This window comes from Pseudomonas sp. 31 R 17 (genome assembly GCF_900004915.1).
GTDB classification, from domain to species: domain Bacteria; phylum Pseudomonadota; class Gammaproteobacteria; order Pseudomonadales; family Pseudomonadaceae; genus Aquipseudomonas; species Aquipseudomonas orientalis_A.
The window spans coordinates 17,891-42,433 of record NZ_CVTN01000061.1; the positions used below are offsets into that span (position 1 = coordinate 17,891).

22 protein-coding genes are annotated in these 24,543 nt (G+C 61.0%); 16 read left to right on the forward strand and 6 right to left on the reverse strand.

Going from position 1 to position 24,543, the window contains the following annotated elements; genetic code table 11:
* Positions 1 to 255 precede the first annotated feature (255 nt).
* Together BFP89_RS09365 and BFP89_RS09370 are read right to left on the reverse strand one after the other, a co-directional pair.
* Positions 256 to 1,647: a sensor histidine kinase gene (locus BFP89_RS09365; protein WP_065885214.1), complete on the reverse strand. Its 1,392-nt coding sequence runs from the start codon at positions 1,645 to 1,647 to the stop codon at positions 256 to 258.
* The gene (locus BFP89_RS09370; RefSeq protein ID WP_010564812.1) at positions 1,625 to 2,308 is read right to left on the reverse strand and encodes a response regulator transcription factor; all 684 of its coding nucleotides are present in this window, start codon (positions 2,306 to 2,308) and stop codon (positions 1,625 to 1,627) included. The genes BFP89_RS09365 and BFP89_RS09370 overlap by 23 nt, the downstream gene beginning before the upstream one ends.
* Positions 2,309 to 2,685: 377 nt before the next feature.
* Between BFP89_RS09370 and BFP89_RS09375 the strand changes: the two genes are divergently transcribed.
* Positions 2,686 to 3,591, forward strand: a complete 906-nt coding sequence (locus BFP89_RS09375; RefSeq protein WP_065885215.1) for a hypothetical protein — start codon at positions 2,686 to 2,688, stop codon at positions 3,589 to 3,591.
* A gap of 223 nt (positions 3,592 to 3,814) precedes the next feature.
* On the opposite strand, the gene BFP89_RS09380 is transcribed toward BFP89_RS09375, so the two are convergent.
* On the reverse strand, positions 3,815 to 4,723 hold the full coding sequence (locus BFP89_RS09380) for a MurR/RpiR family transcriptional regulator (protein ID WP_065885216.1): 909 nt from the start codon (positions 4,721 to 4,723) through the stop codon (positions 3,815 to 3,817).
* Positions 4,724 to 5,008: 285 nt separating this feature from the next.
* Here BFP89_RS09380 and iolC point away from each other — a divergent pair, with 285 nt between their 5' ends.
* From iolC to BFP89_RS09440, 13 genes are all read left to right on the forward strand, one after another.
* Positions 5,009 to 6,946 (forward strand): bifunctional 5-dehydro-2-deoxygluconokinase/5-dehydro-2-deoxyphosphogluconate aldolase, encoded by a 1,938-nt coding sequence (iolC, locus tag BFP89_RS09385; RefSeq protein WP_065885217.1) that lies wholly within the window; start codon positions 5,009 to 5,011, stop codon positions 6,944 to 6,946.
* Between the two features lie 163 nt (positions 6,947 to 7,109).
* Positions 7,110 to 7,997 (forward strand): myo-inosose-2 dehydratase, encoded by an 888-nt coding sequence (gene iolE, locus BFP89_RS09390; RefSeq protein ID WP_065885218.1) that lies wholly within the window; start codon positions 7,110 to 7,112, stop codon positions 7,995 to 7,997.
* 2 nt (positions 7,998 to 7,999) lie between these two features.
* Entirely contained in the window at positions 8,000 to 8,788 is a 789-nt protein-coding gene (gene iolB / locus BFP89_RS09395) for a 5-deoxy-glucuronate isomerase (protein ID WP_065885219.1), read from the forward strand.
* A gap of 27 nt (positions 8,789 to 8,815) precedes the next feature.
* Entirely contained in the window at positions 8,816 to 9,631 is an 816-nt protein-coding gene (locus tag BFP89_RS09400) for a TIM barrel protein (protein WP_065885220.1), read from the forward strand.
* Positions 9,632 to 9,641: 10 nt separating this feature from the next.
* Positions 9,642 to 11,573, forward strand: a complete 1,932-nt coding sequence (gene iolD / locus BFP89_RS09405) for a 3D-(3,5/4)-trihydroxycyclohexane-1,2-dione acylhydrolase (decyclizing) (protein ID WP_065885221.1) — start codon at positions 9,642 to 9,644, stop codon at positions 11,571 to 11,573.
* 19 nt (positions 11,574 to 11,592) lie between these two features.
* The gene (locus tag BFP89_RS09410) at positions 11,593 to 12,603 is read left to right on the forward strand and encodes a Gfo/Idh/MocA family protein (protein ID WP_065885222.1); all 1,011 of its coding nucleotides are present in this window, start codon (positions 11,593 to 11,595) and stop codon (positions 12,601 to 12,603) included.
* Positions 12,604 to 13,137: 534 nt separating this feature from the next.
* Complete coding sequence (locus BFP89_RS09415; RefSeq protein WP_065885223.1) at positions 13,138 to 14,166, forward strand: Gfo/Idh/MocA family protein; 1,029 nt, start codon at positions 13,138 to 13,140, stop codon at positions 14,164 to 14,166.
* 128 nt (positions 14,167 to 14,294) lie between these two features.
* On the forward strand, positions 14,295 to 14,471 hold the full coding sequence (locus tag BFP89_RS28910) for a hypothetical protein (protein WP_163001556.1): 177 nt from the start codon (positions 14,295 to 14,297) through the stop codon (positions 14,469 to 14,471).
* 48 nt (positions 14,472 to 14,519) lie between these two features.
* Entirely contained in the window at positions 14,520 to 15,455 is a 936-nt protein-coding gene (locus tag BFP89_RS09420) for a sugar ABC transporter substrate-binding protein (RefSeq protein ID WP_065885224.1), read from the forward strand.
* Between the two features lie 65 nt (positions 15,456 to 15,520).
* Entirely contained in the window at positions 15,521 to 17,074 is a 1,554-nt protein-coding gene (locus BFP89_RS09425; protein ID WP_065885225.1) for a sugar ABC transporter ATP-binding protein, read from the forward strand.
* Between the two features lie 25 nt (positions 17,075 to 17,099).
* Positions 17,100 to 18,122 (forward strand): ABC transporter permease, encoded by a 1,023-nt coding sequence (locus tag BFP89_RS09430; protein ID WP_057725136.1) that lies wholly within the window; start codon positions 17,100 to 17,102, stop codon positions 18,120 to 18,122.
* Between the two features lie 927 nt (positions 18,123 to 19,049).
* Positions 19,050 to 19,454, forward strand: a complete 405-nt coding sequence (locus BFP89_RS09435; protein ID WP_003191666.1) for a TraR/DksA family transcriptional regulator — start codon at positions 19,050 to 19,052, stop codon at positions 19,452 to 19,454.
* A gap of 544 nt (positions 19,455 to 19,998) precedes the next feature.
* Entirely contained in the window at positions 19,999 to 21,228 is a 1,230-nt protein-coding gene (locus BFP89_RS09440; RefSeq protein ID WP_370671210.1) for a methyl-accepting chemotaxis protein, read from the forward strand.
* 57 nt (positions 21,229 to 21,285) lie between these two features.
* Here BFP89_RS09440 and BFP89_RS09445 read toward each other — a convergent pair whose 3' ends face one another.
* From BFP89_RS09445 to BFP89_RS28435, 3 genes are all read right to left on the reverse strand, one after another.
* Positions 21,286 to 21,528, reverse strand: coding sequence for a DUF2789 domain-containing protein (locus BFP89_RS09445; RefSeq protein ID WP_065885227.1), 243 nt, complete (start codon positions 21,526 to 21,528; stop codon positions 21,286 to 21,288).
* A 71-nt stretch (positions 21,529 to 21,599) separates the two neighbouring features.
* The gene (locus tag BFP89_RS09450; protein ID WP_065885228.1) at positions 21,600 to 21,830 is read right to left on the reverse strand and encodes a hypothetical protein; all 231 of its coding nucleotides are present in this window, start codon (positions 21,828 to 21,830) and stop codon (positions 21,600 to 21,602) included.
* 121 nt (positions 21,831 to 21,951) lie between these two features.
* Positions 21,952 to 22,227, reverse strand: coding sequence for a hypothetical protein (locus tag BFP89_RS28435; RefSeq protein WP_065885229.1), 276 nt, complete (start codon positions 22,225 to 22,227; stop codon positions 21,952 to 21,954).
* A 366-nt stretch (positions 22,228 to 22,593) separates the two neighbouring features.
* Between BFP89_RS28435 and BFP89_RS09460 the strand changes: the two genes are divergently transcribed.
* Together BFP89_RS09460 and BFP89_RS09465 are read left to right on the forward strand one after the other, a co-directional pair.
* Positions 22,594 to 23,064, forward strand: coding sequence for a hypothetical protein (locus tag BFP89_RS09460; RefSeq protein ID WP_065885230.1), 471 nt, complete (start codon positions 22,594 to 22,596; stop codon positions 23,062 to 23,064).
* 132 nt (positions 23,065 to 23,196) lie between these two features.
* Positions 23,197 to 24,213: an ABC transporter substrate-binding protein gene (locus BFP89_RS09465; protein WP_065885231.1), complete on the forward strand. Its 1,017-nt coding sequence runs from the start codon at positions 23,197 to 23,199 to the stop codon at positions 24,211 to 24,213.
* The last annotated feature ends 330 nt before the right edge of the window (positions 24,214 to 24,543 follow it).

Genomic DNA, 24,543 nt, shown 5'->3' on the forward strand with positions numbered 1-24,543 from the left:
AACCCGGCGTCCTGCCGGGTTGCCCACGGATTCAAGCCTGCGTTCGGCCAGCGTGGTTTAACGGGGCGCCTGAGATCAAAAGCAGATCAAGATCGAGATCAAGAGCGACTCGCTTCGCATCGTGGTTACCGTTGGCTGCTACGGTCTGGAAAGTTGTGTAGATACCTATGCCTCGATGAGGGTGTGTCAGCTACAGATAAGCTGGCTGACACACCGCTATCGGGGGCAAGCCCCCTCCCACATTTGGATCTTCACCTATTCAGGCATTAATTGCTGTCGACATTCCAATATCAGCCGCGCGCCGCCCAGTTCGCTGGTGGCCACGTCCAGCTTGAAGCCGTGCAGGTTGATGATCGCCGCGACGATCGACAGGCCCAGGCCGAAACCGCCTTGCTGATCACTCTCATCGACCCGATAGAAGCGCTGGAACACCGACGCCCGTTCGGCCGCAGGAATCCCCGGCCCGGAGTCGAGCACTTCGATCCGTGTGCTGCCCACATCATTGACCGCGCGCAGGATCACCTTGCCGCCGGGCGGGGTGAACTTGATCGAATTGCTCAGCAGGTTGGCCAGGGCTTCGAACAGCAGGGCGCGGTCGCCGGTAATCCAGGGCAGTGAATCCGGGGTCTGCAGCAGCAGTTCCAGCTCGCCTTCCTCGGCCAGGGGCAGGTAGAAGTCATGCAGCTCGCGCAACAGCGGCAGTGGGTACATCAGCAAGAAACCCGACCGTCGCTGGTGGTCTTCCAGTTCCGAAATCCGCAGCAGGCCGCGAAAACGCGCCATCAGTGTGTCGGTTTCGGCAATCGCGTCATCGAGCTTCACCGCATGGGCCGAGTCTTCCTCCGCTTGTTGCTTGATGCGGTAAAGCTGCGCACGCAAGCGCGTCAGTGGGGTGCGCAGATCGTGGGCGATGTTGTCGCACACGCCCTTGACCTCGTTCATCAGCTTCTCGATGCGGTCGAGCATGGCGTTGACGATGGCCGCGAGCATGTCCAGCTCATCGCGCCGGTTCGACAGCGGCAAGCGGTGCGTCAGGTCGCCGGCGACGATGGCCTCGGCGCTCGCCTGAATGCCGCGAATGCGCCGCAGTGGGCGACGGCGCAGCAAGTGCCAGCCGGCGATGCCCGGGAGGATGGTCAGCGACAGCGCCCACAGCAGGGCATGCCAGATGATCCGGGTCACGCCGAACAGTGAGCCGTTGGCGCGCACCAGCACCAGCCAGCGCCCGTCTTCGGTGTGGGTGGCCACGGCGTCGCAGCTGTCCTTGGGCAGTTTCGGGTCGTCGGAATCGACACAGTTGGCCAGGGCGTGGATCTTGCCATCGAGCGGCAAGTCGGGCGGCACGGCGCGGATCGGCCCGCTCAAGGGACGAAACTGTTCGTCGAACAGGCCATAGGCATCCACGCCTTTCATGTCGAACGTCATGCTGGTGGTCAGCGCCTCCACCAGTTCTTCACCGTCGAAGCGCTGGAACAAATGCTGGCGCTGCATCAGTGAATGGCGCGACAGGTCGCTGAGGTAACCCGACACCTCGTAATACAGCACCCCCATGAGGATGCAGCTCCATGCCACGAACAGCGAACTGTACAGCGCCAGCAACCGACTGCTGGAAGAGCGCCAGCCTTTAGAGGGGTTCAGCAATGACATATCCCGAGCCTCGTACCGTGCGAATCAGCGGCGTGAGGCCCGGCGGGTCGATTTTCTTGCGCAGGCGACCGATGTGCACGTCGATCAGGTTGGTGCCGGGATCGAAGTGATAGCCCCAGACTTCCTCGAAGATCATCATCCGCGACAGGATCTGCCCGGTGTTGCGCATCAAGAATTCCAGCAGCTTGTACTCGGTGGGCAACAGGCTCAGCGGCTGGTCGGCGCGGCTGGCTTCGCGGCTGATCAGGTTCAGTTCGAGGTCGGCCACGCGCAGGGCGGTTTCGAATTCCTTGACCGTGCTTTTACGTCGCAGCAGCACCTCGACGCGGGCGGCCATCTCATCGGACGCGAAGGGCTTGGTCAGGTAGTCATCGCCGCCGGCGCGCAGGCCGCGCACGCGTTCGTCCACGTCGGAGAGGGCGCTGATCATCAGGATCGGCGTGGATACGCCGATGGTGCGCAGGGTGGTGACGATGGCCAGGCCATCGAGTTCGGGCAGCATGCGGTCGAGGGTGATCAGATCGTAATCACCACTGACGGCACGGACCAGGCCTTCGCGGCCATTGTCCACCCAGTCTACGTCCAGTCCATGGCTACTCAGCTCGGCGACGATCTCGCGGGCCGTTACGGCGTCATCCTCGATGGTCAAAATGCGGGTCATAGGATTACCTGGTGAGCGTTCACACTAGAAGTGGGGACATTTTGCCAAGAAGTTGCTGAATGTTTCCTAAATAAAACTTCATCTACGCAAATCAATGTGGGGGGGCTTGCCGCCGATAGGGGTAGGGCAGTTTGTCGATTCTTACCAGACACACCGCAATCGGGGGCAAGCCCCCTCCCACATTGGGTCTTCAACAGGAGAATGCATAACGCCCGCTCTCTACAGGCCATTCTTGCAACTTGCATGATTTTAAGAAGTTCAATTTAGTTAACTTGTTGAAATATAAGCATTTTATTTTTAACCTGGGCTGGCACGCTGCCTGCACTGTCCTTTTTGAGACTTGTAACACTATTTTTCATGCCTGGAGCAAAACAACAATGATCACATCCTCATCCACGCTGCAAGAGTCAAGCGCGCTCTCCGGGGTTTCCTGGGGGGCGATTTTTGCTGGGGCCGCCGCCGCCGCCGCACTGTCCCTGATCCTGGTGCTGCTGGGTTTCGGCCTGGGCTTTTCGGCGGTGTCGCCGTGGGCCGACAGCGGCATGAGCGCCAAGGGGCTTGGCATTTCCACGATTGTCTGGCTGGCATTCACCCAAATCGTTGCGTCGGGCCTGGGCGGTTACATTGCCGGCCGGTTGCGCGTGAAGTGGGCCAATATGCATGGCGATGAGGTGTACTTCCGTGACACCGCACACGGCTTCCTGGCCTGGGCGGTCGCGACACTGATCACGGCGATGCTGGTGGTCGGTTCGGTCAGCAGCGTAGTCAGCGGCGGCGTCAAAGCCGGTGCCAGCGTTGCATCGGGCGCCGCAAGCGGCATGTCCCAGGCCGCCGGCAGCATGGCCAAGGGCGCCCACAGCGGCGACTTCGGCTACTACGTCGACAGCCTGTTCCGCGACGACCGTCCTGCAGCCGTCGGCGATGACGCCGCCCATGCCGTGGTCGGTCGCATCTTTGCGCGCACATTGAGCAATGACGGCCAACTGGCTCCGGAAGACCGTAGCTACCTGGCCCAGTTGATCAGCCAGCGCACCAACCTCAGCCAGGCCGATGCCGAGGCACGTATCGACAAGGTCTACGGCGATGCCCGTAAAGCTGTCGAAGACGCCAAGGTCAAAGCCAAGCAAGCCGCCGACACCGCTGCCAAAGTCGCCGCCTACACCTCGCTGTGGACCTTCGTCGCGCTGCTGATCGGTGCCTTCTTCGCCAGCTTCGCCGCCACCTTCGGCGGTCGCCGCCGGGATGCCGTGGTGTACGTCGAAACCGAAAACTACATTCGTTAAATCAAGGAGAACATGATGCGCTCATTACTGCTGTGGTTCCTCGGCGTGCCAATTCCGCTGATTATCCTGATCGCCATTTTCATGCACTGATCCGGATTCATCGCGGTCCATTGTGGGAGGGGGCTTGCTCCCGATAGTGGAGTGTCAGTCAGCCGATTCGGCGACTGACACCCTGCTATCGGGGGCAAGCCCCCTCCCACATTTGGTTGGCGGTGAACCAGCCTTAGTCGTCGAACCCCACCTGCTCGTGAATCTCGTCCACCTTCAACTCCAACCGATACGCCACTGCAATGAACAACGCCTGGCACAGGCACAGCGTGGCGCTCAGTGAGCGGAAGGCGAACGAGGAGCCTTCATTGACCAACAGCACCGCGTTCGCCCGCTTGGCCAGGGGCGACAGGTTGCTGTCGGTGATAATCAACGTTTTGGCCTGGTGATGCTGGGCGATACGCAGGCAGTGCTGGGTCTCCTTGCCGTAGGGCGTGAAGCTGATCGCGATCACCAGGTCATTGGCGCGCACGCTGCGCATCTGTTCGCGATAGCTGCCACCCAGCCCCGAAACCAGGTGAATGCGCTTGTTGGTGTGCTGCAGGTTGTACACCAGGTAGTCGGCCACCGCGAATGAGCGGCGGACGCCGACCACGTAGATATTGTCGGCATTCACCACCAGGTCCACGGCCTTGTCGAAGGCCGCGTCGTCCAGTTCAAGCCCCAGCCGTTCGATGCCGGATAACGTGGCGTTGACGCACTCACGCGCCAGGTCGCCGCCGCTGGCCTTCTGCGACTTGTTGGCGATCATGCTGCGGATGCGCTGCTGGTAGTTCTGCACCGGCGTGGTCTTGTGGGTATATGCCTCGCGAAACAACGCCTGCATCTCACTGAACCCGCTGAAGCCGAAACGCTGGGAAAACCGCACGATGGCCGAGGGATGCACTTCGCATTCACGGGCGATGTCGCTGATGCGGTCGACCATGATCCGGTCGCTCTGCTGGCTCATGTAGCTGGCGATGCGCTTGAGTTGGCGCGGCAGGCTTTCGTATTCCTCGGTGATCAGCTGCAACAGGCGTTCGGCATTGATCGCAGGGCTGGCGATTGGATCTTCCAGGGGGGTCTCGGGATCGGTGCGGGACATGGGCAATCCTTCTGGCGTGTTCGTCTGGTGCGCTGATGAGTGGCGCAAGTCTACAGGGTAGGCACAAAAAAATACCTCGGCATCACGGCCTGCGCGGGCTGCTGAAACGATGCACGAAGGCTGTCACCGCATTATGTCGGCTTATTGGAAAAAATATTCCACTAAAAATAATTATGGAATAAATATTGATTGCCGCCGCCGGACGTTCTAGTCTGCTCCCACCAAAGAGCGTTTGCCGTCGCCACGGCGGCACAGCGCAGGCTGATAAAAATAACAGGAGCCAGCATGGGCCAGACTCGTTTTGCCAGTGGGCGTCAATTGGATCTGATTTGCCTCGGACGCCTGGGCGTCGACCTCTATGCGCAGCAAGTGGGGGCGCGGCTTGAGGACGTGTCCAGCTTTGCCAAATACCTCGGCGGTTCCTCGGCCAATATCGCCTTCGGCACGGCGCGGCTGGGGCTCAAGTCAGCGATGCTCAGCCGGGTGGGCGACGACCATATGGGCCGCTTCCTGGTGGAATCCCTGGCCCGTGAAGGCTGCGACGTCAGCGCCATCAAGGTCGACCCGGAACGCCTTACCGCCCTGGTGCTGCTCGGTCTCAAGGACCGCGAAACCTTCCCCCTGGTGTTCTACCGCGAAAACTGCGCCGACATGGCCCTGCGCGCCGAAGACGTCAGCGAAACCTTTATTGCCTCCAGCAAGGCGCTGCTGATCACCGGCACGCATTTCTCCACCGACGGGGTGTACAAGGCCAGTATCCAGGCGCTGGACTATGCGGCCAGACACAACGTCAAGCGCGTGCTCGACATCGACTACCGCCCGGTGCTCTGGGGCCTGGCCGGCAAGGCCGATGGCGAGACCCGTTTCGTTGCCGACCAGAACGTCAGCCAGCATGTGCAGAAGATCCTGCCGCGTTTCGACTTGATCGTCGGCACCGAAGAAGAATTCCTGATTGCCGGCGGCAGTGAAGACCTGCTCGGCGCCTTGCGTACCGTGCGCGCACTGACGCCCGCCACCCTGGTGGTCAAGCTCGGCCCGCAAGGCTGCACGGTGATTCACGGCGCTATTCCCGAACGCCTCGAAGACGGTGCGATCTACCCCGGCGTGCGCGTGGAAGTGCTCAATGTGCTGGGCGCCGGCGATGCCTTCATGTCGGGCTTCCTCAGCGGTTGGCTCAACGACGCCACCGATGAGCGTTGCAGCCAGTTGGCCAATGCCTGCGGCGGCCTGGTGGTGTCGCGCCATGCCTGCGCGCCGGCCATGCCGACACCTGCGGAATTGGAGTACCTGTTCAATAGCCCGGTGCCGATCACCCGGCCTGACCAGGACGCGACCCTGCAACGCCTGCACCGCGTCAGCGTGCCGCGCAAAACCTGGAAGCAGCTGTTCGTGTTCGCCTTCGACCATCGCTGGCAACTGGTCGACCTGGCCCAGCGCGGCGGCCAGGATCTGGCGCGCATCAGTGCGATCAAGCAGTTGTTTATCCAGGCCATCGAACGCGTGGAGCGCAAGCTGGGCGAGCAGGGCATCGAGGCCGATGTGGGCCTGTTGGCCGACCAGCGTTTCGGCCAGGATGCGCTCAACGCCGCCAGCGGCCGTGGCTGGTGGATCGCGCGCCCGGTGGAGGTACAGAACTCGCGGCCGTTGGCGTTCGAACACGGCCGCTCCATCGGCAGCAACCTGATCGCCTGGCCTGCGGAACAGGTCATCAAGTGCCTGGTGCAATTCCACCCCGACGATGAGCCGCTGCTGCGCCTGGAACAGGAAGCGCAGCTCAAGGCGCTGTACGAGGCGTCCATTGTCAGCGGCCATGAACTGCTGCTGGAAGTCATCCCGCCCAAGGATCATCCCTCCACCTATCCCGACGTGCTCTACCGCAGCCTCAAGCGCCTGTACAACCTGGGCATCTACCCGGCGTGGTGGAAGATCGAGGCGCAATCGACCGAGGACTGGAAAAAACTCGACGAACTGATCGAAGAACGCGACCCGTACTGCCGGGGTGTGGTGCTGCTGGGGCTGAACGCCTCGGCGGAATTTCTCGCCGACGGCTTCAGGCAGGCCAGCCAGAGCACCACCTGCCGAGGGTTTGCCGTGGGCCGCACAATCTTCCAGGAGCCGAGCAAGGCGTGGCTGGCGGGGGAAATTGATGATGAAACCTTGATCCAGCGGGTGCAGGCGACGTTCGAGCAACTCATTACTGCCTGGCGCAGCGCCCGAACCTGATCACAGTTCCAAATGTGCAATGCAATCAAATGTGGGAGGGGGCTTGCCCCCGATAGCGGAGTGTCAGGCAACACTTCTGTAACTGAACTACCGCTATCGGGGGCAAGCCCCCTCCCACATAAAGCAGATCCAAGTAATACCTGAAAATAATAAAGGTGCAGCCATGCCCGCAATCCGAATTGGCATCAACCCGATCTCCTGGAGCAACGACGACCTGCCGGCGCTGGGCGGTGAAACGCCGCTGAGTACCGCGCTGAGCGAAGGTAAAGAGATCGGCTACGAAGGGTTTGAACTCAACGGCAAATTCCCCAAGGACGCCAAAGGGGTCGCCGATGTGCTGCGCCCCTATGACCTGGCGCTGGTCTCCGGCTGGTATTCCAGCCGCCTGGCGCGGCGTTCGGTGGCCGAGGAAATCGAGGCCATCGCCGGACACGTCGAGTTGCTCAAGCACAATGGCGCGACGGTGCTGGTGTATGGCGAAGTGGCCGATTCGATCCAGGGCTCACGCGTCCGTCTGATCGAACGCCCACGCTTTCACAGCGAGCAGGCGTGGCAGGCGTACGCCGACAAGCTCACCGAACTGGCGCGCTTTACCCTGTCCCAGGGCGTGCGCCTGGCCTACCACCACCATATGGGCGCCTACGTCGAATCCGCCGAGGATATCGATCAATTGATGCGCCGCACCGGCCCGGAAGTCGGCCTGCTGTTCGACTCGGGCCATTGCTACATGGGCGGCGGCGAGCCCCTTGAGGTGCTGCGCAAACATATCGAGCGCATCTGCCATGTGCATTTCAAGGACGTGCGCAAACCCGTGGTGCAACTGGCGCGCAACCAGATGTGGAGCTTTCCCGACTGCATCGTCAACGGCACCTTCACCGTGCCCGGCGATGGCGATATCGATTTTGCGCCCTTGCTCGATGAGTTGTTGGCCGCCGGTTACACCGGCTGGCTGGTGGTCGAGGCCGAACAGGACCCGGCCGTCGCGCCCAGCTATATCTATGCGAAAAAAGGCTACGACACGTTGCGAGCATTGCTCGACGAGAGGACTTAACCATGAGCTTGCTGGTCAAGAGCAACAAGCGCGGGCAGACCATGGTCGCCCTGGAAGCGGGGCGCCTGGAGTATGTGGGTTTCAGCGCTTATCGCCTGAGCCTGGGAGAGACGCTGCCGGTCAGCGCCGGCGATCAGGAGCTGTGCCTGGTGCTGCTCAGCGGCCGGGTGAATATTGAAGGCGAGGGCTTCGACTGGCAGAACCTGGGGGATCGTCAATCGGTGTTCGAGGACAAATCCCCGTTTGCCGCCTACCTGCCGCCCGGCACCGACGCTCGGGTCACCGCCCTGAGTGATGTACAGATCGCAGTGTGCGCCGCACCCGGCGCGGGCGGTTACACACCGCGCCTGATCCGCCCGGAGCAGTGCAAACGCAGCGTGCGCGGCAAAGGCGCCAACACCCGCTACGTGTGCGACATCCTGCCCGACAGCGAGCCGGCGCATTCATTGCTGGTGGTGGAAGTGCGCACGCCGTCCGGGCATTCGTCGAGCTACCCGCCGCACAAGCACGACACCGATGACCTGCCGCACCAGAGCTTTCTGGAAGAGACCTATTACCACCAGGTCAACCCGCCCCAGGGCTTCGTATTCCAGCGCGTGTACACCGACGATCGCAGTATCGACCAGGCCATGGCCGTGGAAAACAGCGACCTGGTGGTGGTGCCCAAGGGTTATCACCCGGTCAGCGTGCCGTACGGCTACGAGTCGTATTACCTGAACGTCATGGCCGGCCCCAAGCGTGCCTGGCATTTCCATAACGACCCGCAGCACAGTTGGCTGCTGGACCTCTGAAACGGTTTTGCACGGAGAACAACAACAATGAAGTCGCCGCTACGCTTTGCCCTTAACCGGATGGTCGCACCCAACCTGTCCCTGCCGGATTTCATCCAGTTGGCCGCGTCGCTCAAGTGCGATGCCATCGAGATCCGCAATGATCTCAAGGACCGCCAGATCGAATACGGCACGCCCGCCAGCCGCGTGCGCGAGTTGTGCGCGGCGCAGGGCATCACGGTGCTGTCGATCAACGCGTTGTATCCCTTTGACGTGTGGAACGATCAACGCCGCGCCCAGGCAATCGAGCTTGCCACCTATGCCCGTGAATGTGGCGCCCAGGGCCTGGTGATGTGCCCGTTCAACGAACCGGGCGACACGCGCACCGATGCCCAGCGCGCCGCCGGTTTGCGCACGGCACTGAGCGAACTGGCGCCGATCCTGCGCGAATACGGCATCCTCGGCTTTGTCGAACCCCTGGGCTTCGAGGAGTCCGCACTGCGCCGCAAGCGCGTGGCGGTGGACGCGATCAAGGCCATCGGCGGCCTGGATGTGTTCCGTGTGGTGCACGACACCTTCCATCACCATCTTGCCAACGAGCATGAGTTCTTCCCGGAACTCACTGGCCTGGTGCACATCTCCGGCGTGGAAGATGCCGACGCGCCGCTCAACGCGATCCGTGACGGCCACCGCGTACTGGTGGGCGAGGGCGACATCCTTGGCAATGCGGCGCAGATCGACACCTTGCTCAGCACCGGCTACAGCGGCTACCTGTCGTTCGAGCCGTTTGCGAGCAGCGTGCATGAACTGGCGGATATCCAGCAGGCCTTGGGGGCAAGCATTGCCCACCTGAAAAAAAGTTAAGGGGCGCGACATGACCACCACCCGACTGACCATGGCCCAGGCCCTGGTGAAGTTCCTGGATAACCAATACATCGAAGTCGATGGCGTGCAGAGCAAGTTTGTCGCCGGCGTGTTCACCATTTTCGGTCACGGTAATGTGCTGGGTCTCGGCCAGGCGCTGGAGCAGGACAGCGGTGACCTGGTGGTGCACCAGGGCCGCAACGAACAGGGCATGGCCCACGCCGCCATCGGCTTTGCCAAACAGCACCTGCGCCGCAAGATCTACGCGTGCACCGCCTCGGTGGGGCCCGGCGCGGCGAACATGCTCACCGCCGCGGCCACCGCCACCGCCAACCGCATTCCGTTGCTGCTGTTGCCCGGTGATGTCTACGCCAGTCGCCAGCCTGATCCGGTGTTGCAGCAGATCGAGCAGTTCCACGACTTGAGCATCAGTACCAACGACGCGTTCCGCTCGGTCAGCAAATACTGGGACCGCATCAACCGCCCGGAGCAATTGATGAGCGCGGCGATCCACGCCATGCGCGTGCTTACTGATCCTGCGGAAACCGGCGCGGTCACCCTGGCGCTGCCCCAGGATGTGCAGGCCGAAGCCTGGGACTACCCGGATTATTTCCTGCAAAAACGCGTGCACCGCATCGAGCGTCGCCCGCCGACGCCCGCGATGCTTGACGATGCATTGGCCGCCTTCAAGGGCAAGCGCAAACCGCTGATCATCTGTGGCGGCGGGGTGAAGTACTCCGGCGCGAATGCTGCGCTGCAAGCCTTTGCCGAGCGCTTCGATATCCCCTTCGCCGAAACCCAGGCGGGCAAGAGCGCGGTGGTGTCCAGTCACCCGCTGAACGTTGGCGGTATTGGCGAGACCGGTTGCCTGGCGGCCAACCTGCTGGCGCCCGAGGCGGACCTGATCATCGGCATCGGCACCCGTTATACCGACTTCACCACCTCGTCCAAATCACTGTTCAAACAGGCCGAGGTGACGTTTCTCAACCTCAATATCAGCCCGTGCGATGCGTTGAAGCTCGACGGCGTGCAAGTGCTGGGCGATGCCAGGGTCGCCCTGCAAGCCCTGGCCGATGCCCTGGGCGACTACCGCGCCGGTTGGGGCGAGCAGGTGCGCGACGCCAGGGCGCAACTGGACGCCGAAGTGGACCGGGTGCATCAGGTTGAATACCAGGGCGATGATTTCGTCCCTGAAGTCGATGACCACCTGGACCGCGCGGTCCTGCGCGAATTTATCGAACTGACCGGCTCCTGCCTGACCCAGAGTCGCGTACTCGGCGTGCTCAACCAGACCCTGGCCGACGACGCCATCGTTGTCGCCGCCGCCGGCAGCCTGCCCGGCGATCTGCAGCGCGCCTGGCGCAGCAAGGGCGTGAACACCTACCACGTCGAATACGGCTATTCGTGCATGGGCTACGAGATCAACGCCGCCCTCGGCGTGAAGCTGGCCGAACCGAGCAAAGAGGTATACGCGCTGGTCGGCGATGGCTCCTACATGATGCTGCATTCGGAGTTGGCCACCTCGATCCAGGAGCGCCGCAAGATCAATGTGGTGCTGCTCGACAACATGGCTTTCGGTTGCATCAACAACCTGCAGATCGGCAACGGCATGGACAGCTTCGGCACCGAGTTCCGCTACCGCGACCCCGAGAGCGGCAAGCTCGACGGTGGCCTGGTGCCGGTGGACTTCGCCATGAGCGCGGCGGCGTATGGCTGCAAGACCTATAAGGTCAGCAGCGTGGAACAGCTTGAAGCGGCGCTGGCCGATGCGCGCAGCCAAAGCGTGTCGACCCTGATCGATATCAAGGTGCTGCCCAAGACCATGGTCCACGGCTACCTGTCGTGGTGGCGGGTGGGGGTGGCGCAGGTGTCCACCAGCGAACGCACCAACGCCGCCGCAAAAAAACTCAATGAACAACTGGCCAAGGCCCGGCAGTACTAATAACAAGAGGAGTGCATGTATGTCGTTGAAGCTTGGAGTGATCGGTACCGGTGCCATCGGCCGTGACCATATTCGTCGTTGCAGCCAGACCCTGCTCAACAGCCAGGTGGTGGCGGTCACCGATATCAACCTTGAACAGGCCGCCAGGGTGGTAGCCGATTTGAAGCTGGACGCCGAGGTGTACCCGGACGGCCACGCGTTGATCAACTCGCCGCAGGTGCAAGCGGTGCTGGTGACGTCGTGGGGACCGAGTCACGAAGAATTCGTGCTTGCCGCCATCGCCGCCGGTAAACCGGTGTTCTGCGAGAAACCCCTGGCCGTGACCGCCGAAGGTTGCCGCCGCATCGTCGAGGCCGAAGTGGCGCACGGCAAGCGCCTGGTGCAGGTCGGTTTCATGCGCCCCTACGACGAAGGTTACCGCGCCTTGAAAGCGGTGATCGACAGCGGCCAGATCGGCGAGCCGCTGATGCTGCACTGCGCCCATCGCAACCCGACGGTGGGCGAGAACTACAAGACCGACATGGCGATTACCGACACCCTGATCCACGAACTGGATGTACTGCGTTGGCTGCTCAACGACGATTACGCCTCCGTGCAGGTGGTGTTCCCGCGCAAGACCAGCAAAGCCCTGGCCCACCTGCGCGACCCGCAGATCGTCCTGCTGGAGACCGTCAAGGGCACGCGTATCGACGTGGAAGTGTTCGTCAACTGCCAATACGGCTACGACATTCAATGCGAAGTGGTGGGGGAGAGCGGCATCGCCAAATTGCCGGAGCCTTCACAGGTACAGATGCGCAGTGGAGCGAAATTGTCGAACGCGATTCTGATGGATTGGAAGGACCGGTTTATCGGCGCCTATGACGTCGAATTGCAGGCATTCATCGACAGCGTGCGCGCCGGTCAAGTGGGCGGGCCGTCGGCCTGGGACGGCTACGCGGCGGCTGTGGCGGCGGATGCCTGTATCGAAGCGCAGGGCAGTGGGCAGATTGTGCCGGTGAGCCTGCCGGATCGCCCGCATTTCTATGGCTGAACCACTGGAGAAATGCAGTTAAAAATGTGGGAGGGGGCTTGCCCCCGATAGCGGTGGATCAGTGACAAGAGTAGTTACTGGCACACTGCCATTAGGGCATAGGTACCTACAAACCACGATGCGAAGCGAGTCGCTCTTGATCTTGATCTGCTTTTGATCTCAGCGCCCCGTTAAACCACGCTGGCCGAACGCAGGCTTGAATCCGTGGGCAACCCGGCAGGACGCCGGGTTAGCCGCCCCGCGCCATGGATGGCGCGTGGCGGCGGCCCACGGATTCAAGCCGGAGAGAGGGCACACCGAGCCCAAGCGAGGTGCCGAGTGGTGGGGCAAGAGCGTTTTGCTTACTTTTGCGCTTTTCAAAAGTGAGCCGCCGTCAGGGCGGAACCCTAAGTGGCCGTTACCGCAGAAACGGATATGTACTCGTTCCAATCCAACATCCCGGCCGGCCCCGAGGTCGCCATCGGGGGCAAGTCGAATCGTCGCACCGCCCCTCCCACATTTGATTGGGTTTGCACTTCAAAGAAGGAATAAATCATGCGAATCGGACTAGTCGGCTACGGCCACGGAGGGCGCTTCTTTCATGCGCCGCTGATTGCGACGTTGCCAGGCGCGACCTTTGTCGGCGTCGTCACACGATCCCCCGAGCGCCGCCGGCAACTGGCAAACGACCACCCTGGCCTGCCAGCCTTCGACACCCTCGGCCAGATCGTCGAAGCCGGCGTCGACGCCCTCGTCATCTCCACCACCCTCAAAGGCCGTCCGGCCCTGGTGCTCGAAGCCATCGAACATGGCGTGGCGGTGGTCAGCGACAAGCCCTTCGCCGCCAACGCCGAGCAGGCCCAGGCCTTGATCACCGCCGCTGAACGCCAGGGCACGCTGCTCAGCGTCTACCAGAACCGGCGTTGGGACTCGGATTACTTGACCCTGCGCAAACTCATCGACGCCGGTGCGCTGGGTCAGATCAGCCGTTTTGAATCCCGCGTCGAACGCTACAGCCCCCAGGCGGTGGGCAATGCCAGCGGCGGCGGCTGGTTGCGCGACCTCGGCAGCCATCTGGTGGACCAGGCCCTGCAACTGTTCGGCCCGGTGGACCGGGTATTTGCGCAACTGCACTTCACGCCCGAGCATCCCAGCCTCGATCACGGCTTTTTCGTGGCGCTGACCCATGCCAACGGCGTGATTTCGCACCTGTGGGGCAGTGCCTTGCAAAACAGCCAGGCGCCGCGATTTCGTGTCAGTGGCACGCTGGGCTGCTACACCGTTGAAGGGCTGGACGGCCAGGAAGATGCGCTGATGGCCGGCAAGTCACCGAAAACCGAAGGCGAGCATTGGGGCGCGGAAGAGCATCGACGCTGGGGCTGGTTCGAACAAGGGTCGGAGCGGGAACGGGTGCCCTCGGAAAAGGGCTGCTGGCCGCAGTTCTACCGGCAGTTGCAACGTGCCGTGCAGGGTCAGGGGCCGCTGCCGGTAAATGCCTGTGACGCGCTGGAAACCACCCGTATATTGGACGCTGCGCGCCTCAGCGCCGAGCGCCAGCAGGTGGTTTCGACAAAAATAGAATAAAATTCTAAAACAGGTTGATATGGAAATTATTTTCCAATAAAGTCTTTTCCAGGTTGCATAAAGTACGTCTTGGGCTCGACCCCGACGACTCAACAAAAACAAGATCAAAAACAACCAGGTACCGTCAGATGAAAATCTTCAACGCTGTACTGCGAGTTTTACGCCCTGCCCACACGCCACGCGCATTGCCTCGCGCCCGGCCGTTCTACTTCTCCTTCCTCAATGTGCTGTGCGTCGAAAACCAGGGCGCGCTGGTCTGCTGCATTCCCGGCGCACCGGTGGTCCGCGTGCCTGCCGAACGCTGATAAACGCAACGTCCATAAAACCAACAAGAAAGTGGAGACAGACCGTTCATGAAGACCCCGATCCGTTTTACCGCGCTGGCCCTGTCGATACTGCTCGCCAGCGGCGTTGCCGCGGCCGCTGACATCAAGGTGGGCGTGAGCATGTCCGCCTTCGATGACACCTTCCTGACCTACCTGCGCGAAGACATGGACAAGCAGGCCAAGTCCTATCCCAAGGGCGACGGCGTGCAACTGCAGTTCGAAGACGCCCGCGCCGATGTGGTCAAGCAACTGAGCCAGGTCGAGAACTTTATCAGCCAGAAAGTCGACGCCATCATCGTCAACCCGGTGGACACCGCCTCCACGGCGAACATCATCAAGGCCGCCACCGCCGCGAAAATCCCATTGGTGTTCGTCAACCGCCGTCCCGACCAGAAAGACTTGCCCAAGGACGTGGTCGCCGTGACCTCCGATGACGTCGAAGCGGGCAAGCTGCAGATGCAGTACATCGCCGAAAAACTCGGCGGCAAGGGCAAGATCGTGATCCTGCTGGGCGACCTGGCGAACAACTCCACCACCAACCGCACCAAGGGCGTGAAGGAAGTGCTGGCCAAGTACCCGGACATCAAGATCGAGCAGGAGCAGACCGGTATCTGGCTGCGCGACAAGGGCATGACCCTGGTCAATGACTGGCTGACCCAGGGCCGCGAGTTCAACGCCGTGCTGGCCAACAACGACGAGATGGCGATCGGCGCGTCCATGGCGCTGAAGTCGGCAGGCACCAAACCCGGCACGGTGTTGATCGCCGGGGTAGATGGCACGCCGGACGGTCTCAACGCAATCACCAAGGGCGACATGGCGGCCTCGGCGTTCCAGGACGCCAAGGGCCAGGCCGTCGGCTCGGTAGAGGCGGCGCGCAAGATGGCCAGGCACGAGCCGGTGGAGCAGAACGTGGTGATCCCGTTCAAGCTCATCACCCCGGACAACGTCAAAGACTTCAAGTAGCCCTGAACTCACACCCCTAAGCCGGCAGGGCGGTCACGGCCGCCCTGCAGATGGAGTATCTCCCTATGCTCGCTCACGCCACTGTCGCGCCGCCGCCGGGTATCCAGCCGCTGGCGCAGGACGAACCCTACCTGCTGGAAATTCTCAACATCAGCAAAGGCTTTCCCGGCGTCGTGGCCCTGGACGATGTGCAGCTGCGCGTGCGCCCCGGCACGGTGCTGGCGCTGATGGGCGAGAACGGTGCGGGCAAGTCGACGCTGATGAAAATCATCGCCGGCATCTATCAGCCCGATGCCGGCGAAATCCGCCTGCGGGGCAAGCCGGTCACCCTCGAGACGCCGCTGGCGGCGCAAAAGGCCGGGATTGCGATGATCCACCAGGAACTCAACCTGATGCCGCACATGAGCATTGCCGAGAATATCTGGATCGGCCGCGAGCAGCTCAACAGCCTGCACATGGTCAACCACCGCGAAATGCACCGCTGCACCGCCGAGCTGCTGGCGCGCCTGCGCATCAACCTCGACCCCGAAGAACAGGTGGGCAACCTGAGCATCGCCGAACGGCAGATGGTCGAGATCGCCAAGGCCGTGTCCTATGACTCCGATATCCTGATCATGGATGAGCCGACGTCGGCGATTACCGAAAAGGAAGTCGCCCACCTGTTTTCGATCATTGCCGACCTCAAGTCCCAGGGCAAAGGCATCGTCTACATCACACATAAAATGAACGAAGTGTTCGCCATCGCCGATGAAGTGGCGGTGTTTCGTGACGGCCAATACATCGGCCTGCAACGCGCCGACAGCATGAACAGCGACAGCCTGATCTCGATGATGGTCGGCCGTGAGCTGAGCCAGTTGTTCCCGGTGCGCGAGACGCCGATTGGCGACTTGCTGCTGTCGGTGCGTGACCTGAGCCTGGACGGCGTATTCAAGGACGTGTCCTTTGACCTGCACGCCGGTGAAATCCTCGGCATCGCAGGATTGATGGGCTCGGGCCGCACCAACGTCGCGGAAACTATTTTCGGCATCACCCCCAGCAGCAGCGGGCAGATCACCCTGGACGGCAAGCCGGTGCGCATCAGCGACCCGCACATGGCCATTGAGAAGGGCTTTGCGCTGTTGACCGAGGACCGCAAGCTCAGCGGCCTGTTCCCGTGCCTGTCGGTGCTGGAAAACATGGAAATGGCGGTGCTGCCGCACTATTCGGGCAACGGTTTCATCCAGCAGAAAGCCTTGCGCGCCTTGTGCGAAGACATGTGCAAGAAGCTGCGGGTGAAAACCCCGTCGCTGGAACAGTGCATCGACACCCTGTCCGGCGGTAACCAGCAGAAGGCGCTGCTGGCGCGCTGGCTGATGACCAACCCGCGCCTGCTGATCCTCGATGAACCGACCCGGGGTATCGACGTGGGCGCCAAGGCCGAGATCTATCGCCTGATCGCCTTTCTCGCCAGCGAAGGCATGGCGGTGATCATGATTTCCTCGGAACTGCCCGAAGTGCTCGGCATGAGCGACCGGGTGATGGTGATGCACGAAGGCGAACTGATGGGCACCCTGGATCGCGCGGATGCGACCCAGGAAAAAGTCATGCACTTGGCCTCCGGTATGACCGTGGTCCACTGACTCCAGAATAAGAAGGTGATGGGTTATGAATGCAATAACAGATAACAAGCCGGCCACGGCACCGGTCAAGCACCGTCGACGCATGCCTACCGAATTGAGCATCTTCCTGGTGCTGATCGGCATCGGCCTGGTGTTTGAATTGTTCGGCTGGATCGTGCGCGACCAGAGCTTCTTGATGAACTCCCAGCGCCTGGTGCTGATGATCCTGCAGGTGTCGATCATCGGCTTGCTGGCCATTGGCGTGACCCAGGTGATCATCACCACCGGTATCGACCTGTCGTCCGGCTCGGTGCTGGCCTTGTCTGCGATGATCGCCGCCAGTTTGGCGCAGACTTCCGATTTTTCCCGGGCGGTGTTTCCGTCCCTGACCGACTTGCCGGTGTGGATCCCGGTGGCGATGGGCCTGGGTGTGGGCCTGCTGGCGGGAGCGATCAACGGCAGTATTATTGCGGTCACCGGTATCCCGCCGTTCATTGCGACCCTGGGCATGATGGTCTCGGCCCGTGGCCTGGCGCGTTACTACACCGAAGGCCAGCCGGTGAGCATGCTCTCGGACTCGTACACGGCCATCGGCCATGGCGCGATGCCGGTGATCATCTTTCTGGTGGTGGCGGTGATTTTCCACATCGCCCTGCGTTACACCAAGTACGGCAAATACACCTACGCCATCGGCGGCAACATGCAGGCGGCGCGCACCTCGGGGATCAACGTCAAGCGTCACCTGATCATCGTCTACAGCATCGCCGGTCTCCTGGCAGGCCTGGCCGGCGTGGTGGCTTCGGCCCGCGCGGCGACCGGCCAGGCGGGCATGGGCATGTCCTATGAGCTGGACGCCATCGCGGCGGCAGTGATCGGCGGCACCAGCCTGGCGGGCGGGGTAGGGCGCATCACCGGCACCGTGATCGGCGCGCTGATCCTCGGCGTCATGGCCAGCGGCTTTACCTTCGTCGGGGTGGATGCGTATATCCAGGACATCATCAAGGGGCTGATCATCGTGGTGGCGGTGGTGATCGACCAGTATCGCAACAAGCGCAAGCTCAAGCGCTGAGCCTACCTCGAGGACAACACCGGTCAAATGTGGGAGGGGTCTTGCCCCCGATAACCATAGGTATCTACACAACTCTGTAGCGCCCAACCGTAACCACGATGCGAAGCGAGTCGCTCTTGATCTTGATCTGCTTTTGATCCTGGGCGCCCCGTTAAACCACGCTGGCCGAACGCAGGCTTGAATCCGTGGGTAACCCGGCAGGACGCCGGGTTAGCCGCCCCGCGCCATGGATGGCGCGTGGCGGCGGCCCACGGATTCAAGCCGGAGAGAGGGCACACCGAGCCTAGGCGAGGTGCCGAGTGGTGGGGCAAGAGCGTTTTGCTTACTTTTGCGCTTTTCAAAAGTAAGCCGCTGTAAAAGCGGAACCATTAGCAGCCGTGACCGCAGAAACGGATATGTACTCGGTCCAATCCAACATCCTGGTCGGTCCAGAGGCCGCCATCGGGAGCAAGCCCCCTCCCACATTTGGACCTCGGAGTGTCAGGTAGATACGCGTTAGCTCCCTCGCCACAGGTGCGGTCTCGCACCAAAATTGTGTAGATACCTATGCCCCGATAGCGGTGTGTCAGCTTGAACATCTGTGTCTGACTGACCGCTATCGGGGGCAAGCCCCCTCCCACATTTTTAGTTCTATGCCGTCCTTATCAACCGTTTGTCTTCTATATAGCTCCATAAACTTGAATTTCTTGCTATAAACGCACTCCGATGACCGTTCGCCAAGCCCGTCCTGGTGCTTTTGGGGGTTGATCGGGAAAAAATGCCTGTCATTTCAGTTGCTGCGCCTTCAAGTCGGCCTTAGACTGCCGCCCCTCGTAAATTGAGTGCCGGGTGGCGCTTGGAATCGATGGCGCCTTTCCGAGACCTGCAGAGGTCGGCCGGAACGCTCCCTTATTCGCCTTAATGCACGTATTTTTTATAGAGAAATCAATGACAAAGGAAAAGTTGCTGGCCATGCCGGCGGATGACTACATGAATGCCGAACAGCACGCTTTTTTCGAGAAGTTGCTGCAAGACATGAAAGTGGAACACCACGAGCGCATTGAACAGAACCGTATCGCCATTGAAAGCCTGGACACCCCGGCCGATCCGGCCGACGCTGCTTCCGTGGAAGAAGAGCGCACCTGGCTGGTCAATGCCATCGACCGCGACCAGCGCATGTTGCCGCAACTGGAACGTGCCCTGGAACGCATCAAGGAAGATTCCTTTGGCTGGTGTGATGACAGCGGCGAGCCTATCGGCCTCAAACGCCTGCTGATCAGCCCGACCACCAAATACTGCATCGAAGCGCAAGAGCGCCACGAGCAGATCGACAAGCACCAGCGTCAAGCCTGACGCGGTTGCACGGGGGCCGTATCATCGGCCCCCGCAGAGTTTTTGCGTGACACCCCCGTTATTGATCTACTGCAAGCCCCTGTACTAAAGGCCCATGGATAATGGCCTGTTAGTGGCGTTTAATGCAGACACAATAACGACAAGCAGTGGGGTAACGACAATGGCTGGAGATGGATCTCTGATGGGCGCAGCAGTACCACCGCAACCGGTGGCGCGGGTGCTGCCCGGCTGGCTGATACCGCTCGCGCAGAGTACTGTCCTGGTGCTGCTACTGCTGGGCCTGGCCTTTGCCGGCTGGCCGATCTACCTGTGCCTGCCGCTGGCCTTGCTGGTGATCTGGCTGCCCCGCCTGAAAAGTCCCAAACCCTCTGTGGCCCACGTTGCGGCCGGCGATGCGATTGGCGAGCTGGCGCGCGACCTGTCCCATACCACCAGCCATAATGCACTCTCCGCTGCGGGCGTGGCCTATTCGGTCAAGCAACTGGCGGCGCGCCTGCAATCGCAGTTGAGCGCCTCCCAGCAAATCGTCAGCAGCGCGCAGGTGATGATCGGCACCGAACAGGTCACCTCCCAGCTCAGCCGCCAGGCCCTGGGCGCGTCGAGCCAGGCCCGTCAGCGCAGCAGCGAAGGCCGTGAAGTATTGGTGCAGTCGATCACCCGCATGCATCAGCTCAGCCAGCGTGCCGATGCCAGCCGCACGCTGATCGAAGCCCTGAGCCAGCGCAGCGAGGAAATCCAGCGCGTGACGCTGGTGATCCAGTCCATCGCCAGCCAGACCAACCTGCTGGCGCTGAATGCGGCGATTGAAGCGGCGCGGGCCGGAGAGCACGGGCGCGGGTTTGCGGTGGTCGCCGATGAGGTGCGCGGCCTCGCCGGACGTACGGCCACGGCCACCGATGAAGTCGGGGTGATGGTCGCCGACATCCAGCAGCGCACGGCCCAGGTGGTGGAGCAGATTCGCCAGCTGTCGGCGGACCTGCACACCGGTGTAGAGCAAGTGGAAGATGCCGGCGAACACCTGGCGAGCATCGCCGGCCTGGCGGCGGATGTGGAACAGCAGGTCAGTGAAATCGCCCAGGGCACCGACACCAACCGCACTCAACTCGACAGCCTGTTCCACGCCGTGGAGCAGATGCGCAGCGACCTGGCGGTCAGCGACCAGCAAACCCGCCAACTCGCCGACGCCGCCGTGCAGATGGAAGGGCAGGCGGAAACTATCAGCGAGCGCCTGGCGCAGGTCGGCCTGGATGACTATCACCAGCGCATCTACGACCTGGCCCGCGAAGGCGCCCGGCGAATTGGCGAACAGTTCGAGGCGGATGTGCTGCACAGCCGGGTCAGCCTGGAAGATCTGTTCGATCGCAACTACACGCTGATTCCAAATACCCACCCGAGCAAATACAAGACACGTTTCGACGCCTACACCGACCAGGTATTACCCGCCATTCAAGAGGCGCTGTTGCCGCTTCATGAGGGTTTGGTGTTTGCCATTGCCTGCACGCCCCAGGGCTACGTGCCGACACACAACAAAGCGTTTTCCCACGCATTGACCGGTGATGCCCAGGTGGACGCGGTGCAGAACCGCACCAAGCGCAAATTTGACGACCGTACCGGCCTGCGGTGCGGTAGCCATCAACAAGCCATGTTGCTGCAGACCTACACGCGCGATACCGGCGAGCTGATGCACGACCTGTCAGTGCCGATCATGGTTCGGGGGCGGCATTGGGGTGGTTTACGCCTGGGCTACAAGCCGCAAGGGGGCAGATCCGCGTAGCGGCAGGCAGCAAGCGCGCTCCTGCGGGAGGAGCGGCGTGCGGTCAGTGCGTTTGAATCAAGCGACAGGAGACTCATGCAGCAGGGCGTTGAGGTCATCGACCGCAGGCGCCCATTCGGCATCGACATGCAGTTGTTCCTTGAGGAAGCTCGCCTGTTGCTCGCTCCAGAAAGGCGCGTCGACGAGTTTCACGTCATCCGGCAGACGGTGCTCGGCGGTGAAGCGTTCGATGCCTTCCTGACTGGAATCCAGGCCTAACTGGTCGAAGAGGGTTTCAAGTGTCGGGGTCGTGGTGTCCATCATATTCTCCATGCGGGCTGATCATCGTTCTGCATGTGAGGAAGATGGCGCGCCAGAGTTCTATCGGATTGTCACGAATTGAGTGCGCCTGAATCCACGGCGGCTTTCAGGGCCCTGGCGGCGTCTTTGCCGGCAATGGCGGCAGCGTCGACAGTTTTGAACCAGCGGTCTTTTTCGACCTGATGCGTTGTTACTGTGGTCAACGGCGGTTTGGCCCGCATGATGATGACCGCTTGAAACTCTCCGTCCACTTCCCTCGCATCGCCATGGATAAAAAATTCGCCAATATCAAATTCCGTCACGTATAGCCTTCCCTTCGCGGTAACTGCACTGATGAAACCTGACCCGCAGGGGGCAAACTTCAAGGACGGGTCAGTATGGCAGTTGTTGAAGGGCCGCTGTGCAGTAAAGTGTGCACTACACTCAGCCAGCTGACGAAACGAGTGTGCCGTGCAGGCCATACAGGTTGGCTTCCAGCGCTTTTGCCAGTGCGCAGGCCTTGCTGTGATCGCTGCGAAAGCCTTTTATCCTGCCGCTGGTCACTTCCTGGATATGAAAAAAGTTTCTTCCGGCCGGCACCACTCGATAAAGCACGGAATGGGAGTACCCATCGGGTGTGGGTAGGCAGTAGTATTGGTGTGCGTCCGGACATGATGAATGAGTGTGAAAAGACGCAGTGTCGTGTTGACGTCGTTGCATGCTCAGCTCCTGTCGATCGACCTGGTTGATATCAGCGGCTGGTTTTGACCGGTGTTGCTGTTTAGTATTGTCGTCGGCAACGCGCACCTGGTTCCATGGCCGGGTATTTTCTTTTGTGATGCGTGTCGGAAAACAGTGTTTTTAATCGGGTTATTCTCTGAAGTTGTTCGACTCGTATTCTCGGGTCGTTGAACCTGTGATTTGCTGTGTCGCCGGATGACCTCGCACAAGGGCCACCGCGGCTGTCTGTACGGCTCTTATGGTTGTCTTCAGGTTTTTAACGAGTATGTCTTTCGTGCCGTAACGGCCGTTTTTTTGTGCTGCCCGCTCAAGCGGTCAGTGCTTTATCGATGTGGGGGCGTTTCCTTGGCAGTCAGTAATCTGGATATGCACGCGTTATTCGTGCTGGGTGATTTACGCGCAAAGTTGGTCAAGCAGTTTCAATCTCGTTTTGTCTACGTTACCGAACAGACCCCGGAAGGTATCTACATCGCCGAGATCGACACTGAAGCGGCGTTGGTCGTGGACGACAAGCCACGCCTAGAGCTCAAGGTGGGCGATCATTTTCGCGCGGCAGTATTGCCCAGCCGTGAAGGTGGCAAGTTTGAACTCAAGTTTCGCGATATCAAGTTGACCGTGTATGGCCTGGGCGACTACGCCTTTGTATCCTCGGCCGAGGGCGAAGGCATCGTGTTCAAGGAAGGCCACAGCGTCATGCTGGTATTTGCTGCCCACCAGCAACTGCAGGAAGGCCTGACCAAAACCCTCAAGGCCGTCACCGGCAAGGCCGCCAAGTGGCGCAAGGGCGAACTGGTGACGTTCAAGGCCAGTGAGTAAGCGCAATCACGGCGAACTTCTTTTATCTCCCGGAACCTCTACTACAGTTGAGTTGACTTAACTACGAGAGAGGCTTCGCGCATAGCAGCAAAGCCGTCCGCTGATGGCTGCGATATCGCGAGGTGCAAAGGAATGAAAGGATTGAGAACGCTGTTGGCTGCATCGCTGACGAGCCTGGGCTTGTCCATGGCGTCAGTGCCGGTATCGGCCGCCCAGGCGCCGGTGCACTTTGCCGACCTGAACTGGGAAAGCGGCAGCCTGATCACCGAGGTACTGCGGTTCATTGTCGAGAAGGGCTACGACTTGCCCACCGACACCTTGCCCGGTACCACCATCACCCTGGAAACCGCCCTGGCCAAGAACGACATTCAGGTGATCGGTGAAGAATGGGCGGGCCGCAGCCCGGTCTGGGTCAAGGCCGAGGCTGAAGGCAAGGTGGTGGGCCTGGGCGATACGGTCAAGGGCGCCACCGAAGGCTGGTGGGTGCCGGAGTACGTGGTCAAGGGTGATCCGGCCAAGGGTATCAAGCCGCTGGCCCCTGACTTGAAAAGCGTACAAGACCTGGCGCGCTACAAGGATGTGTTCAAGGACCCGGAGTCACCGGACAAGGGGCGGTTTCTCAATAGCCCTATCGGTTGGACTTCGGAAGTGGTCAACCGGCAAAAGCTCAAGGCTTACGGCCTGGACGACAGCTATGTGAACTTTCGCAGCGGCTCGGGGGCGGCCCTGGATGCGGAGATCGCTTCGTCGATTCGTCGGGGCAAGCCGGTGCTGTTCTACTATTGGTCGCCCACGCCGTTGATGGGCCGCTATAAGTTGATTCAACTGCAAGAGCCGCCGTTCGATGCGCAGGCCTGGAAGACGCTGACGGATGCGGACAATCCTGATCCCAAGCCGACGCGGTCGCTGGCGTCCAGGTTGAGCATCGGGGTGTCTACGCCATTCCAGAAAGAGCATCCGCAGATTGTGCAGTTTTTCGAGAAGGTCGAGTTTCCTATCGAGCCGCTTAATCAGGCGTTGGCGAAAATGAGTGAGAATCATACGCCGCCTCGGGAGGTTGCCCAGGCGTTTCTCAAGGCTCATCCCGAGGTGTGGAAGGCGTGGTTGACGGAGGATGTGGCTCTCAAGGTTGAGTCGGCCCTCAAGTGATTGACAGTATTGCTACCTGATGGCGTTCCAGATGTGGGAGGGGCTTGCTCCCATGACGGCGGGGCAGCCTATAGCTGTCTGACTGATGCACTGCAATCCAAATGTGGAGACTTGCTCCCATGAAGGCGGGACAGCCTATAGCTATCTGACTGATGTACTGCAATCCAAATGTGGGAGGGGGCTTGCCCCCGATGGCGGCCTCTGGGCCGACCAGGATGGTGGATTGGACCGAGTACATATCCGTTTCTGCGGTAACGGCTGCTTAGGGTTCCGCTTTTACAGCGGCTCACTTTTGAAAAGCGCAAAAGTAAGCAAAACGCTCTTGCCCCA